General features: G+C 39.8%; 14 protein-coding genes. 9 read left to right on the top strand and 5 right to left on the bottom strand.

Annotated features, from left to right (window positions below):
* Nucleotides 1-43: 43 nt before the first annotated feature.
* From H6G57_RS03285 to H6G57_RS03300, 4 genes are all read left to right on the top strand, one after another.
* A complete protein-coding gene (locus H6G57_RS03285) occupies nt 44-502 on the top strand; it encodes a SufE family protein (RefSeq protein ID WP_190515944.1) in 459 nt (152 codons plus the stop codon).
* Between the two features lie 27 nt (nt 503-529).
* The gene (hisI, locus tag H6G57_RS03290) at nt 530-868 is read left to right on the top strand and encodes a phosphoribosyl-AMP cyclohydrolase (protein WP_190515946.1); all 339 of its coding nucleotides are present in this window, start codon (nt 530-532) and stop codon (nt 866-868) included.
* A 128-nt stretch (nt 869-996) separates the two neighbouring features.
* Entirely contained in the window at nt 997-2,436 is a 1,440-nt protein-coding gene (gene cysS, locus H6G57_RS03295; RefSeq protein ID WP_190515947.1) for a cysteine--tRNA ligase, read from the top strand.
* Nucleotides 2,437-2,488: 52 nt separating this feature from the next.
* Complete coding sequence (locus H6G57_RS03300) at nt 2,489-2,710, top strand: hypothetical protein (protein WP_190515949.1); 222 nt, start codon at nt 2,489-2,491, stop codon at nt 2,708-2,710.
* Between the two features lie 151 nt (nt 2,711-2,861).
* On the opposite strand, the gene H6G57_RS03305 is transcribed toward H6G57_RS03300, so the two are convergent.
* Both H6G57_RS03305 and H6G57_RS03310 read right to left on the bottom strand, forming a co-directional pair.
* Nucleotides 2,862-6,302 carry a HEAT repeat domain-containing protein gene (locus H6G57_RS03305; protein WP_190515950.1) on the bottom strand — a complete coding sequence of 1,147 codons (3,441 nt, stop codon included), beginning with the start codon at nt 6,300-6,302 and terminating at the stop codon, nt 2,862-2,864.
* Nucleotides 6,303-6,486: 184 nt separating this feature from the next.
* A complete protein-coding gene (locus H6G57_RS03310; protein WP_190515952.1) occupies nt 6,487-8,238 on the bottom strand; it encodes a protein kinase in 1,752 nt (583 codons plus the stop codon).
* A gap of 735 nt (nt 8,239-8,973) precedes the next feature.
* On the opposite strand from H6G57_RS03310, the gene H6G57_RS03315 reads away from it, so the two are divergent.
* From H6G57_RS03315 to H6G57_RS03335, 5 genes are all read left to right on the top strand, one after another.
* The gene (locus H6G57_RS03315; RefSeq protein WP_190515954.1) at nt 8,974-10,404 is read left to right on the top strand and encodes a form I ribulose bisphosphate carboxylase large subunit; all 1,431 of its coding nucleotides are present in this window, start codon (nt 8,974-8,976) and stop codon (nt 10,402-10,404) included.
* 120 nt (nt 10,405-10,524) lie between these two features.
* A complete protein-coding gene (locus tag H6G57_RS03320) occupies nt 10,525-10,935 on the top strand; it encodes a chaperonin family protein RbcX (protein WP_190515956.1) in 411 nt (136 codons plus the stop codon).
* A 54-nt stretch (nt 10,936-10,989) separates the two neighbouring features.
* Nucleotides 10,990-11,325 carry a ribulose bisphosphate carboxylase small subunit gene (locus H6G57_RS03325; RefSeq protein ID WP_190515958.1) on the top strand — a complete coding sequence of 112 codons (336 nt, stop codon included), beginning with the start codon at nt 10,990-10,992 and terminating at the stop codon, nt 11,323-11,325.
* A gap of 134 nt (nt 11,326-11,459) precedes the next feature.
* The gene (locus tag H6G57_RS03330; RefSeq protein WP_190515959.1) at nt 11,460-13,073 is read left to right on the top strand and encodes a glycosyltransferase family 39 protein; all 1,614 of its coding nucleotides are present in this window, start codon (nt 11,460-11,462) and stop codon (nt 13,071-13,073) included.
* An 85-nt stretch (nt 13,074-13,158) separates the two neighbouring features.
* A complete protein-coding gene (locus H6G57_RS03335; RefSeq protein ID WP_190515961.1) occupies nt 13,159-14,742 on the top strand; it encodes a peptide ligase PGM1-related protein in 1,584 nt (527 codons plus the stop codon).
* Nucleotides 14,743-14,754: 12 nt separating this feature from the next.
* Here the strand turns inward: H6G57_RS03335 and H6G57_RS29355 are convergent, their stop codons facing one another.
* From H6G57_RS29355 to H6G57_RS03345, 3 genes are read right to left on the bottom strand one after another with little or no spacing between them, the layout of a single operon-like run.
* Entirely contained in the window at nt 14,755-14,883 is a 129-nt protein-coding gene (locus H6G57_RS29355) for a hypothetical protein (RefSeq protein ID WP_255528327.1), read from the bottom strand.
* 38 nt (nt 14,884-14,921) lie between these two features.
* A complete protein-coding gene (locus tag H6G57_RS03340; protein WP_072719966.1) occupies nt 14,922-15,293 on the bottom strand; it encodes a DUF5615 family PIN-like protein in 372 nt (123 codons plus the stop codon).
* On the bottom strand, nt 15,286-15,621 hold the full coding sequence (locus tag H6G57_RS03345) for a DUF433 domain-containing protein (RefSeq protein ID WP_190515963.1): 336 nt from the start codon (nt 15,619-15,621) through the stop codon (nt 15,286-15,288). The genes H6G57_RS03340 and H6G57_RS03345 overlap by 8 nt, the downstream gene beginning before the upstream one ends.
* Between the last annotated feature and the right edge of the window lie 34 nt (nt 15,622-15,655).

Here is a 15,655-nt window from a genome sequence, read left to right on the forward strand (position 1 = left end):
CAACACCTGCTAAACTGAGGGAGAAATTGTATCGTTTTGGATCATGTCTTCCACTGCAACCCCTTTACCCCCGACTTTAGAACGGATGGTACAGCGTTTTAAACGCGCCTCATCTAATAAATTGCGTTATGAACAATTAATTACCATCGCCCAAAAACTTCCGACCTTTCCAGAAGATCAGAAAATTCCTGATAATAAAGTTCCCGGTTGTGTGTCACAGGTTTATGTGATTGCTGACTTAGATGAAAATGGAAAAGTTCAATTTCAAGGAGAGTCTGATTCTCAATTAACCAAAGGATTAGTTGCGTTTTTAATTATGGGAATGAACGGACTCACCCCCCCAGAAATTGCTCAACTTCAACCAGATTTTATTCAAGAAACAGGGTTACAAGCGAGTTTAACACCGTCTCGCGCTAACGGCTTTTTCAATATTTTCCAAACCCTGAAGAAAAAAGCCGTTACCTGTGATTCTAACCTAAATTCTGAAGGGTCAGGAATCTGAAAAAATACTTGACAATTTAACCGAGCAATGAATCAAGATTATTTGTGGATAGAAGTGTTAAAATTTAATGATCAAGGGTTAATTCCAGCGATCGCTCAAGATGCAGAAGATGGAACGGTATTAATGATGGCTTGGATGAATAAAGAATCCATTCAAAAAACCCTACAAACCAAAGAAGTTCACTATTGGAGTCGTTCTCGTTCTGAATTATGGCATAAAGGAGCCACATCAGGACATATTCAAAAACTTAAATCTTTATCTTATGATTGTGATGCCGATACTATATTATTAAAAATAGAACAAATTGGCAATATTGCTTGTCATACAGGCGCAAGAAGTTGTTTTTTTACAGAAGTCAAATGTTAACAGTTAACAGTTAACAGTTATCAGTTATCAGTTATCAGTTATCAGTTATCAGTTTAAAAATAAACTAATAGCTCCAATCTTGTTTCTATTCGTAATTCGTAATTCCCCATTCCCTATTATAAAAAAATATGGTAATCAAACTTTATAATACCCAAACTCGTCAAAAAGAAGATTTCAAACCGTTAGAACCTGGGACAGTAAAAATGTATTGCTGCGGAGTGACGGTTTATGATTATTGTCATTTAGGTCATGCTAGATCCTATATTGTCTGGGATACCGTTAGACGCTATTTAGAATATGTGGGATATCAAGTTAATTATATTCAGAATTTTACGGATATTGACGATAAAATTCTCAACCGTGCCAAATTAGAAGGCACAACAATGGAGGAGGTTTCCGAGAAATATATTCAAGCTTATTTTGAAGATATTCGTCGCTTAAATATTAAAGATGCCGATAATTATCCCCGTGTTACTGAACATATTCCCCAAATTATTCAACTGATTCAAGAATTAGAAAAACAAGGGGTTGCTTATGCAGTGGATGGGGATGTTTACTATAGTGTGAATCAATTTCCTGAGTATGGAAAATTATCGGGACGACAACAGGAACAACTGCAAGCAGGCGCAGGAGGACGGGTTTCTTTATCTGATCCTGAAGCCATGAAGAAAAAAGATCCCTCGGATTTTGCCCTCTGGAAAGCTGCAAAATTAGGCGAACCTGCATGGGAATCTCCCTGGGGAAATGGTCGCCCTGGATGGCATATTGAATGCTCTGCAATGGTCAAATCGTTATTAGGAAATACCATTGATATTCATACGGGTGGTGGCGATTTAATTTTCCCCCATCATGAAAATGAAATTGCCCAGTCGGAAGCCGCAACCCATCAACCTTTATCTCGGTATTGGATGCACAATGGAATGGTGCGGGTGAGTGGGGAAAAAATGTCAAAATCTCTAGGAAATTTCACCACAATTCGGGGATTATTAGATACACCCCTTGACCCGATGGTAGTGCGTTTATTTGTGTTACAAGCTCATTATCGTAAACCCTTAGACTTTACGGATGAAGCGATCGCTTCTGCTGAAAATAGCTGGAATACAATTAAAGAAGCTTTATTATTTAATCATGAATATGGCGAAAAATTAGGGTTTGCTCTACAAAAAACGCTGATTGATCAAGATGCTATTGAACGGTTTAAAACGTCAATGGATGACGATATTAATACACCCGAAGGGTTAGCCGTTGTGTTTGAATTAGCGAAAGAACTAAAACGCGATCGCAATATTTTAGTTCATGGCGGAAGCCCTGAAACCTCACCGGAAACCTTACAAAAATATTGGCAAACGTTAGTAGAATTAGCAACAGTATTAGGGTTAGAAGCTCAACCAGAGGAAAGTCAAGCGTTAGGGTTAAGTGATGCGGAGATTGAGGCGTTTGTTCAACAACGGTTAGAGGCGAAAAAAGCCAAGAATTTTGCAGAAAGCGATCGCATTCGAGATCATTTAAAAGCTTTAGGTATAACCTTAATTGATCAACCCGGAAACAAAACCATCTGGCATCGTTAATTAAGGTTGATTCATCAAGGTTTTAGGTAAAATAGAGTTAAAGGAGATTACAATGTTAAAAAGTTATGAAGCAATTTATGAAAACGGTCAGGTGAAATGGTTATCAGAACAACCTCAAGTGAGTTCAGCCCGTATTATTGTGACCGTGTTAGAAGAAATGAAAACACCCCCAAAGCGTCGGATTCCTTCAGCCTTGATAGCTGGTAAAGCAAAAACTTTAGGAGATATGATTAGCCCTATTATTGATGAAGAGGATTGGGAATGTCTGAAATAATTATTCTCGGTTTATTAGAGCTACAGCGTTAGTTTATCAAGCAAATTTAGCCAGTATTGATAGTGTGTTCTCTCAATATTCAGAACTCGATACCTACTTGATGAAATAGCCGAGAAGTCACATAAAATTCTGCAATAACTATAATACACAATTAACCATTCACCAAATCCCACAACGCATCAATACCCCTCCCAACAAATTCAGAATCTTCATGTTGTTGAATCCACTCCACCACCAACGGCTTAACTTTAGGGGATTGCTTACCTAAATTACCTAATGCCCATGCTGCACTCCAACGTACCGAATTATCGCTATGGGACAAAGCGTTAAGTAAAGCCTCTATTACTGTTTCTGAAGTATTTCCTAACTTGCCTAATGCTGATGCTGCATACATACGCACAGAATTATCGCTATGGGACAAAGCGTTAAGTAAAGCCTCTATTACTGTTTCTGAAGTATTTCCTAACTTGCCTAATGCCTCTGCTGCATTCCCACCTACCGAATTATCGCTATCGGATAAAGCGTTAAGCAAAGCCTCTATTACTGTTTCGGAATCATTACCTAAGTTGCCTAATGCCATTGCTGCACTACTACGCACAAAACCACCATCGCTATCTGACAAAGCCTCAAGAAAAGTCACTATTACTGTTTCCGAACCATTACCTAAGTTGCCTAGTGACCATGCTGCACTGCTGCACACAAAACCATCACTATCGCACAAAGCGTTAAGCAAAGCCTCTATTACTGTTTCCGAACCATTACCTAACTTGCCTAATGCCTGTGCTGCATCCCTACGCACCCCATAATGGCTATCTGACAAAGCCTCAAGAAAAGTCACTATTACTGTTTCGGAACCCTTGTCTAAGTTGCCTAATGCTATTGCTGCATTCCTACGCACCCCATAATTACTATCAGACAAAGCGTTAAGCAAAGCCTCTATTACTGTTTCCGAACCATTGCCTAAGTTGCCTAATGCGGTTGCTGCACTACTACGCACAAAACCCTCACCATCGCACAAAGCCTTAAGCAAAGCCTCTATTACTGTTTCGGAACCATTGCCTAAGTCACCTAATGCGGTTGCTGCACTACTACGCACAAAACCCTCACCATCGCACAAAGCCTTAAGCAAAGTCGCTATTACTATTTTGGAAGCATTGTCTAAGTTACCTAATGCCATTGCTGCATTCCTACGCACTGGATAATCGCTATCAGCCAAAGCGTTAAGCAAAGCCTCTATTACTCTTTCGGAAGCATTGCCTATGTTGTCTAATACCCTTGTTGCATCCCGACGCATCAAATAATTGTTACTGGACAACTGTTGAATTAACTCGTCAATCACTGTTTCCTTTTCCCCTAATTCGGCTCGATAGATTAATAATCTATCTGAATCAATTTTGCTTGTCTGGGCTTTTAAAAGTGCCAAACATTGCGGAGCAAAATCTGTTTCGTAGAGACTGCAAAATACCTTAAAAAGCTGCTCCTTGAGTTTATCTGATGTCTTGTCACTAATTTCTAAACTAACTAACTGTTCTAAAATATCCTCCACTAAACGACTATCCGCCACATTTAAGCCTTTGGGATTTTCAGCTAAACAACTACCCGCAAATAATAAATCTCGATGTAACCATTGCTCATGCTCACTTTGATTATTCAAGATGACTTGAATCGCTTTTGCTGCTGATTTTTTCTGCTGTTGAGCTACCAATAATAACAAAACCTCCCGCCAGTGAGCATCATGGAGATGGGTTTTAATAGCATCGAGAATAATCTCGAAGTTATAGGAATCTTCCTCCATTTCCCGTTGTATTTTTTGAGCGCAGAGATATTCCTGAAAAGTTTTATGGACAAACGCATAACAATCTGTCCCTTGCTCATTGAGTAAGCCACTGCGATCACGCACAAAATCAATAAAACGTTGGGCTTCTTTTTTCGCTTTCGTCAATTCAATCTGCTTTGTTTCTTTGATATAATTTGCCACAAACTTAATCAACTCATCTTTATCAATTAACGTTCCCTCTAATTCATTATCTTCAATTCCGTCTTGATGGCTATGAATCCAAAACGCTAAATTTTGCATCAGATCTTCCCAATCATCATTTTTGAGATACTCTAATTTGTTATAATTTTCGAGTTGCTTATTGGTTGTATCCCAGGTTGTTAATAAAGTTTGTACTGCACAGTAATAAAGTTTATATCTTTCCTTCGGTAATTGCGCTTGATAACGATGGATTAAAGTAATAATCGTTAACAGTAAAGGATTTCGCGCTAGAACATGAAGGCGAGGATTTTTATCAAAAGCTTTTTTAATATCTTCCTTGCGTAATTTAGCTTCTTCTGGATCTGGAATGCGGCTATTATACCAATTCTCAATAAATGCGTTAATTTTATTATCATCAAACGGCTGTAACCAATAATGGGGAAACTCTTCAGCCCGAAAAAAGTCTCTTCGATACCCCGCCGGACGAGACGTAATCATTACCCGATTTTGGTCATATCTTCCCAGGAAATTCTCTATTTTTTGGACAATTTCATGACGTTTGCCTTCTTCAACAATTTCATCTAAACCATCTAAAAGAATTAAAGCTCTACCATCTTCTAGCCAATGTTCAAAAAATCCTCCGGGTAAAGATTGAACCGATAGAGATTTATAGCAAAATTGCTGATAATATTCTAAAATACTCAGATTTTCAAAGCGAACATAGTCCCGCATCCGAATCAAAATTGGTAGCCAATCAACTTCTGAATTTAAGCCTAATAAAGCAGGTTGATTTTGAGCAATGATCACTGAAAAATAACTCATTAACGTTGTTTTTCCTGAACCGGGCGCACCCAAAAGCACAACCTTTTTAGCTTGATTTTTCGTTAATAAATCTTGAGCCGGAAAGGGATTTCCCGCATAATTATCTAAAGCCATCCATTGACGTTGTTGTCGGGATAATTCTCCTTGGCGATTTCCCCGATCTCCCAACTCTAAAAAATCAGCTTCCCTCAGACTCCCATAACGTTCTTTTTTCTCCTCTTTGACATCTTGCATCACAAAAATTTTAGCCAGCTTTTCTGATTTATCGTTTTCCTGTCCTTTAGCATCAATACCCACAAACTTAACATCATCATACCAGCATATTAATTGTTTAAGATAAACAGCCTTAGCATATTTAAAGTTTAAATTACCCCCAATTTGTTTAAAATATTCTGTTTTAAATAGTTCTAACCAAGGCTGAATAAATTCTCGATTAATCCGATTATTTCCATCTGAATTATTAGTGTTAACCGTTTCTTCAAAAGCAAAAACCAGTAAATCAAGATTTATTCCCTGATTAATTAGAGGTTTTTGCAATTCTTCTAAAACTTCTTTTCTCTGAAAATATTGATCTAAAAATTTACGTTTAAACCGCTTATCACTCTGACCAAATAACTGATCACAGTGTTGATCTGCAACAGTAATCGCCACTTTTAAAGCTTTTTCAATCTCCTGGGGATTTAATTGACTGCAAATATTCTTTAGAATACCACTTGCGATTTTTACTGCTCCCCATTCTCCTAACCAAGGTGCAACTACCGTGCCTAAAGTGCCTAAAGTTTCTAATAACATATTCAAAAATTATTTAGAATAATTCTATGATATTATATTAACAAAAAAAACTGAGTGTGTGACAGTTGTTTGTGTAAGTGGGTTTGATAAAATCAGGGTAACATTCTGTTTTTACCACAACTCGGCTCAATCTTTACCCCATCAGCATTTCGGACAGGTTGTCACTCTAGGGGAAAAGGGAGAACTAGCGACTTAACCAGCGAAATATAGGGAGAATTAAATAGTGCGTGATTCCCAGAGAAAAGGCAGTTGTACCACTGAGTAAAGCCATAAAACCCAAACTTTGCCAAAATTGAGGTAAATTAGGCTGTTGCATTCCCGTGGGAAACGTTAATACTTCTTGAGGAAAAAGATCAAATTGATTGAACCCTAAAAATAAAGTTGTGACGGTTAATAAAACACAAATTCCCTGAAAAAGTTGATCACTTCGTAATCCTAAACCTAACGTTACTAATATCGCCGCTATTCCGAAAGGAAGTTGATTTAAAAGCTCTAATTCCCTGCCTTGAAGTCCTAAATTTCCTAAGCGATTAATCAATTCTCCACTGGCTCCCCCTACAATATAACCGAATAGTCCCATGATTCCAGCTAACGGATAACGGCGACGTTGATCAAATCCTCCTGCATCCGTTAAACCAATTCCAGTTCCTAATCCCGCTAATCCCCAAACTAATATTTCTGCGCCTAAAGTTAGGGGGACATTCGGTAAAAGTCGAGGTAATTCTTGGGCTAAAAACACAGTTATTGTTTCTCCCAACCCAGAGAAATAAACAAACATTGCTCCTATGACGGTTCCAATTATAGACCCAATAACGGCTAATGCCATTTCCCAACTCGTTTCTCCTACTCCCCGAACACAATGGAGGGTTAATTTTCCCAGTCCTAAAACCAGTTGAATTAATCCGCGATCCCATTGAATTAATGTGGTTTTGATGCGGTCTAGTAATTGTTGATGAGACGACATCATCCGTCGAGGACGTTTTTTCTGTCGAACAATCCTAAAGATATCGGTTTGAATTTCCGTCGCACTTTGGGGTCGTTGACGGGGATCGAGTTGAACCATGCGATCTAATAAATTAGCAAACCCAGGACTGACTTGAGCTTTTTGTCGCCACTGTAATTCCGTTGTTAACCCATCTTCTAATTCCCCTGGAAATTGACCTGTTAATAAATGAATACAAGTGCGTCCCAAGGCGTAGAAATCCGTAGCGGGTGCCACCATTGTCCCCATCACCTGTTCGGGGGGACTGTATCCGGCGGAAACGAGGCGAGTGGTACTGCGGGGGGTGTTTTCGCGATCGCCATGTACTAGATTACCAATTTGTTTCGCTCCGCCAAAGTCAATCATCACCAGTTGGGTTTGCCAAACTTGAGTGGTACTTAAGGGTTGATGGGGAGTCATGCGTAACATCAAGTTCGAGGGTTTAATATCTCGATGAATAATTTGATAGCTATGTAACTCCCGTAAAATTTCCAAAGCTTGGGATAACCAACTGAGCACCCAGTCTTCGGGACAACCTTGGGGGTATTGGTTCAAAATTTCCTGTAACGTCGGGCCATGAATTTTTTCCATAACTAAACAGGGGAGATGGCCATCGTTCCCATTGCGTTTTTTTAAATAAAAATAGCCGTCTCCTTCAACTCTGGGAACTCCAGAATGGCGTAACTGAGCTAAAACGGCCGCCTCCTGTTCAAACAGTTCTAAGGCTTTGGGAGAAGGTTCAATCAGAACTTTGAGGACTTTTTCGGTTTGGGTTTTGAGATCCCAAACGGTATAAAGTCGGGAAAACCCCCCACTCCCTAAATTGTGTAAGGGAATATAACGTTGGTTGAGTTGTAGGGGAGCTCCACAACTCTGACAAAATTTGTTCCCCCAAGGTTGATGGGAGGGATGGGAACAGTGGGGATTAATACAGTGGATAGTGGGTGGATTCACAGTGGGCCGTAATTCAGTTATCAGTGTAGAGACGTGCCATGGCGCGTCTCTACCAGTTATCAGTCAGGAATCGGGAAGGGGTCGTTTTGCAACCGTTAATCGTCAACGGTCAACTGTTATAACAACAATCTTAACGAAGAGTTCTACGCAAAACCCAGTTTTGGGTGAATTGATTAAAATCAATTGTTAGTTAATTTACTATAGATGATATGCTATTAATCTAGCATGGGACTAACGGACTCAGACTCAAGAAAGCTGAAACTAGGCGTTAGGGACGGATCTGAATTTGGAGGGAGAAAAAAGATGTCAGGGGAAATCGCCAAACTGGGAAGACTATCGTTCAAATCCTAGGGTAAACCGGGAAATACTTCTTAGATGTTCTCCCTGGGGGAAATATTTAGGCTCTCCATCGGGGATCATGATGTTGGGCTTGACAGAAGGCTTTAAATATGCAGTCTCAACGCCGGAAAAGTTTAAGTAAAATAACTTATTCGAGTTGACAGAATTAATTTAATAACACTTAATATAAAAAGTGTCATCTTAGTGGTAAAGAGACTAAAAAAATTACTGGAATCTGAAGAGAATATGGCAATATCCGAAGAAATATAAACAAATGTTATGAAAATATTAAAAAGATTCAAGGTTGCAATGACTCATTTCTTGATACTATTTTAATCAATTGCCAATCAGCGCATAAAATAAGCGATTCCTCACGAAGGGAGATTTAAGGGAGATATGTCTTACTCTCAAACACAAAGCAAGTCCAAATCTGGCTATAAAGCTGGTGTACAGGACTATAAACTGACCTATTACACGCCCGACTATACACCAAAAGATACAGATGTTCTGGCTGCCTTCCGCGTCACGCCTCAACCTGGAGTTCCCCCCGAAGAAGCGGGTGCTGCGGTAGCTGCCGAATCCTCTACCGGAACCTGGACAACGGTATGGACAGACTTACTGACTGACCTAGATCGTTACAAAGGTCGTTGCTATGAAGTCGAGCCCGTTCCTGGTGAAGATAATCAATATATTTGCTATATCGCCTATCCTCTGGATCTGTTTGAAGAAGGGTCTGTCACCAACTTACTGACCTCTTTAGTCGGTAACGTTTTCGGGTTCAAAGCTCTGCGCGCCCTGCGTTTAGAAGACTTACGGATTCCCATTGCTTACCTGAAAACCTTCCAAGGGCCTCCTCACGGGATTACCGTTGAGCGCGATAAATTAAACAAATATGGTCGTCCTCTGCTGGGCTGTACCATTAAGCCCAAACTCGGTCTGTCTGCCAAAAACTATGGCCGCGCCGTTTATGAGTGCTTACGCGGTGGTTTAGACTTCACCAAAGACGACGAAAACATCAACTCTCAGCCCTTCATGCGTTGGCGCGATCGCTTCTTGTTCGTTCAAGAAGCCATCGAAAAAGCTCAGGCTGAAACCGGGGAAATCAAAGGCCACTACTTAAACGTGACCGCCCCCACCTCTGAAGAAATGATGGAACGGGCTGAATTCGCCAAAGAAATCAAAACCCCGATCATCATGCACGACTTCCTGACGGGGGGTTTCACCGCTAACACCAGTTTAGCTAAATGGTGCCGTAGCAATGGGCTGCTGCTCCACATCCACCGCGCCATGCACGCGGTTATTGACCGTCAGAAAAATCACGGGATTCACTTCCGCGTGTTAGCCAAATGCTTACGGATGTCTGGTGGAGACCACCTGCACTCCGGTACCGTCGTCGGTAAACTCGAAGGTGAAAAAGGCATCACTATGGGCTTCGTTGACTTGATGCGCGAAGACCACGTGGAACTTGATCGGGCTCGTGGAATTTACTTTACCCAAGATTGGGCTTCTATGCCCGGTGTTATGCCCGTTGCGTCCGGTGGGATTCACGTTTGGCATATGCCCGCCCTGGTGGAAATCTTCGGCGATGACTCTTGCTTACAGTTCGGTGGTGGAACCCTCGGACACCCCTGGGGTAATGCTCCCGGTGCAACTGCGAACCGTGTGGCTCTGGAAGCTTGTATCCAAGCTCGTAACGAAGGCCGTAACCTGTTCCGTGAAGGCGGCGACGTTATCCGCGAAGCTTGCAAATGGTCTCCTGAACTGGCTGTTGCTTGCGAACTGTGGAAAGAAATCAAGTTTGAATTCGAGTCGATGGATACCGTCTAATTGATTGGAGATTCAAGATTTTGGATTTTGGGTCAGACTTGACAAATCAAGTCAGTTGTGGTTACAACTCAATCCAAAATCTAAAATCTAAATCCACAATCAAGAGGGTTAGGTCAGCCTATGGATATCAAACAAGTTGCGAAAGAAACATCAAAGGTGCTGGCAAGCTACCTGACCTATCAGGCTGTTAGGATTATTACGAATCAATTACGGGAAACGAACCCTGGACAAGCAATTTGGCTGAGTGGATTTTCCTCAACGGGTAAAATTCAGGACGGAGAAGCTTATCTACAGGAAATGCTTCAAGAAAATCAGGAAATGGCTTTTCGCATTATGACGGTGCGAGACCATCTGGTGCAGGAAGTCGCTGATTATTTACCGGAAATGGTTCGTGACAATATTCAAAAAGCCAATATGGATTATCGGCGTCAGTATTTAGAACGAATTACGCAACTGAGTAGCGTTGAACCTAACCCAGAGACTCAATTGCAAACCGACTCAGAACCAAACCCCGATGCTTCGGTGAGTTAGGGCTTGATTGCCATTGCCTGTAAACCTTTAGTAGACTGAACTTCAGAAACAACAATGCGGACATTACCCAAAGAACGTCGTTTTGAAACTTTATCCTATCTGCCCCCCTTGACCGATGCTCAAATCGTCAAGCAAGTCCAATATATTCTGGATCAAGGATATATCCCTGGTGTGGAATTTAGCGACTCTTCTGAACCCACCCAACACTATTGGACACTGTGGAAACTACCTTTGTTCAATGCTTCTACCGCCCAAGAAGTCTTAGGTGAAGTTCAAGCTTGCCGCCAAGAATATTCCAAATCTTTTATTCGCGTCATGGGTTTTGACAACGTGAAACAGTGCCAAGTGTTAAGCTTCATTGTTCACAAACCTTCTACTTCTCTGTACTAAGATTAAGTCTTAAGACTGGATGAGTTAGAACTAGATTCCGAAGTCCCTAACTTATCCTTTGCTTAAAATTGTTTAGAATTTGAGCCAAATTTAGGCAGGGAAATTCCCTGCTTTTTTTAATCAAAAGCTATGTTATGTTCCATCCCCGAAAAATTTTTAAGAAAATTCGCCTTCAGATTCTGCCGTTATTTTTAATTATTGCCATTGTTGTTGGTGTCAGCTTTCGCTTTGTAGCATTAGATGGAAAAATCTATTGGCATGATGAGGTTTATACGACCCTGCGGGCTGCGGGATATACAGGTAAAGAATTCACCCAGGAATTCTATCAAAATCGCATTGTTTCCCCTGTTGATCTCCTAAAATATCAACAACTTAAACCGGGGAGTACCCCCCAAGATACCCTCAATTCTTTAGCTACAGAAGATCCTCAACTTTCTCCCCTTTACTTTTTATTGGCACGAGGATGGATGTTTGTAGGGGGTAATTCTATTCTGGCTTCTCGGATTTTACCCGCTTTTATCAGTTTAATCTCTCTACCTTTAATGTATTTATTGGCTTGGGAACTCTTTCAATCTTCCCAAACCGCTTTACTCGCCACAGCCTTTCTTGCTTTATCTCCCTTTGATATTTTATTTGCTCAAACTGCCCGACAATATAGTTTACTCACCTTGATGGTAATTGTAAGTAGTTATTGCTTACTCAAAGCCGTTCGTTGGCGACATCCTTTATTGTGGGGCGGCTATAGTTTAGCTTGTATTTTAGGACTCTATACCCATGTTTTATTCGGGTTAACAATTATTGGTCATGGGGCTTATATTCTATTATTGAGTCTTGAACCTTCCTCGTCATTTTCCCGAAGGAAAAAACTTCCTTTCTCTACTTTGTTGTTAGAGTTTTTGGCAGCAATTGTGATCGCTATCCTGGCTTATAGTCCTTGGTTAATAATTTTAATTAATAATTTACAACAAGCTGTAGATGTTACGAATTGGTCAAGTTCTTCCCTGAGCTTACTCAATTTACTCAAGTTTTGGATTTTGAGTTTTACCTCTCTATTTGTTGATATCAATTTTGACTTCAACAGTATTCAGATGTATTTACTCAGACTGCCATTTCTTCTGTTAATTTTGGTAGCCTTATTTCAAATTAGCCAGCAAACAAATCGACAAACTCGCCTATTTATTTGGACATCAATTTTAGTTCCCTTTTTAATCTTAGCCTTACCTGATGTGTTGTTAGGGGGAGGACGTTCAGGGGTAACTCGCTTTCTAATTCCTTCTTTTCCAGCCCTTCAATTAGCTGTTGCTTATTTATTTTCTACCCATATTCAGAGTAATAAAATTTCGTTAATGGATGGAGAAATATTCTGGCGAGGACTCTTAGCAATCCTATTCACTTCCAGTATTATTTCCATTAGTATCAGTGCCAATTCTCAAAGCTGGTGGCATCAAGTTCCCAGTCAGGAAATTCCCCAAATGGCTCGTTATTTGAATCAAAATCCCTCAGCAACCCTCATCGTGGATCAAGGAATTGATTATACAAATTTAGGAAATATTATTTCGCTGAGTTACGAATTGAATCCCAACATCAAACTATTTATGGTCAATTCTCAACCGAATCTATTATTACTCCCAGTAGGGCCAAAAATTTTGGTTCTCAACCCCTCTCAAGAATTACGCCAAAGGATTGAAACTTCTAACTATCAGCTAGAAAAGGTTGCTCAACAAACCCAACTCTGGGAACTCAAGTAACAAAATTTTGCAATTTTTCTCAAAACCTCTATCTGGTTTATCCCCTAAACTAAGATGGTAATATCGGGTTCAACAGGTTAGGGTTATGAATGGATTACCTCACTCCAATACAAACACTGTTCAACGGTTTCGAGAATTACAAACTCAACTTCGCCAACGGTTTCACACTTTAAGCTATCAGGAATTAAAAGATCAAGATGTCGTCGTGATTCCCTCTCTGAGTTTAGATAGCCATCAATTAGAAAAAGTTCAAGGTGCCCATCAATATGAGGAACGATTACTCTTTTCTTTAATTCGATTACGCAACCCTCAAATGCGGTTGATTTATGTGTCTTCTCAACCCGTTCATCCGACGGTGATTGATTATTATTTACATTTAATGCCCGGAATTCCCCTCAGTCATGTTCGGGATCGTTTACTGTTGTTTTCAACCTATGATACCTCCCCGAAACCTTTAACCCAAAAAATATTAGAACGTCCCCGTTTAATTTCCCGAATTCATCAAGTTTTAAGACCCAATAAATCTTATATGGTTTGTTTTAATTCCACACCTTTAGAGCGGGAATTATCAGTCCAATTAGATATCCCCTTATTTGGAGTTGATCCTGACTTAAATTATTGGGGAACGAAAAGTGGAAGTCGGCAAATCTTTAGCGAAGTTGGAATTCCTCATCCCGATGGCAGCCCTTTAGTTTGGAATTCCGAAGATTTAACAGAAGTTACCCTAGAATTATGGGCTCGTCAACCGGATTTAAAACGGATGGTAATTAAACTCAATCAGGGATTTTCTGGAGAAGGAAATGCCCTATTAGACTTAAGACCCCTGCAAGATTTAACCCTTCATGAACGAGAAAAAATTCTGAAAACCTACTGGTATAATTTAAGCTTTCAAGCTCCGAATGAAACTTGGGAAACTTTTAGCGATCGCATTTCAGAATTAGGAGCTATTGTAGAAGCGTTTATTGAAGGAGAAATTAAACAATCTCCCAGTGTTCAGTGTGAAATTTTTCCCAATGGAAAGGTTGAAGTTCTTTCTACCCATGATCAAATTTTAAGTGGCCCTGATGGTCAAGTGTTTCAAGGATGTCGATTTCCAGCCCAACAAGCTTATCGATTACAATTACAAGAAATGGGAGAAAAAATTGGTCAAAATTTAGCCAATAAAGGGGCGTTAGAACGGTTTAGTGTGGATTTTATTGCGGTGCATCAACCCGACAGTTCTGAGTGGGATTTACAGGCGATAGAAATTAACTTACGTCGAGGCGGAACAACCCATCCGTTTATGACGTTAAAGTTATTAACGAATGGATCTTATGATTTTAAAACGGGTCTATTTTATAGTCAACAATCTCGTCCTAAATTTTATATTGCTTCTGATAATTTACAAAGTGAACGGTATCAGGGGTTATTACCGAATGATTTAATGGATATTATTGTCAATCATGAATTACATTTTAATAATAGTACGGAAACGGGAACGGTATTTCACTTAATGGGATGTTTATCTCGTTATGGCAAATTAGGATTAACGTGTATTGGCAATTCTCCTGAACACGCCCAGGAAATTTATGATCGAGTTGTGGCGGTTCTTGATGAAGAAACCGAAATTCACCCCTTTAGAAGTTGGGAGAATGATTCTTTATCGAAGGGGATACCTATTATTCAGTAAAGGTGAATTTTGTTACAGGGCATCGGGTGTGGGAAATTCCTGCTCTTGTGTCCTATTGAGATCTAATTTTTGTAAGCGATCGCCCCTTATTAAATTAGGATATAAAACGGTAACATCCTGACCTAAAGAATGCAATCTCAACCCTAATTTCTGATCTAAAAGCTCAGTTGCTCGCGTAACTAAAACCTTCTTAAAGCGATAGGTAAATGAATAATTTGATTTTGATATTCTTCTTCAAAGGAACCAGCAGCTATTAGAATTAACTCCTCTATTGTTTCTCCAATTCCCATTTCAGAATTAAGAATAAAAATCCCTGGTATATGACGACCTAGCTGTAAATGATCCGCTAAATGTACAGGCATTGATGTGCGGTTATTTGTGACAAGTACAAACTTATAAACTTCACACCAAATCAAAATTTCTGGATCTAATGTTCCTGTTGGTGGAGTATTAGGTTCTCCCACAGAACGAATTACTAAATCGGGTTCTCTCCGTCTTAGTTGATTAATATAAATTGGGTTAACATTTTCATCCATGAGATACTTAAGCATTTTTGAATTTTGTGGCTTCCTTTTCTGCTTTCAATTTCATTAATTTTTGAACAATAGGGGATGGATTTTGTCGTTGTTCTTCTCGCATTTGGTGTCCCCATTCCAACCATTCAGTAATATACTGACTTACCGATTCTTGATGCTGTAAATAATATAAAATTGTGGCATAAACTTGATCTAAACTTAAGGAAGTGTAGATTTTAGCGATTTCCTCTGGAGTTCGATTTCGATAAATGTACTCATAAAGAATGGTTTCAATGCCAATGCGTGAACCTTTCAAACGAATATCATTAGGGGCTAAAAAGTTGAAATAGTCTTCCAGTTGCATTGTTATACCTTAGAGAATTTACTGACTCTAACTA

The organism is Planktothrix sp. FACHB-1365 (assembly GCF_014697575.1).
In the GTDB taxonomy this organism is placed as follows: domain Bacteria; phylum Cyanobacteriota; class Cyanobacteriia; order Cyanobacteriales; family Microcoleaceae; genus Planktothrix.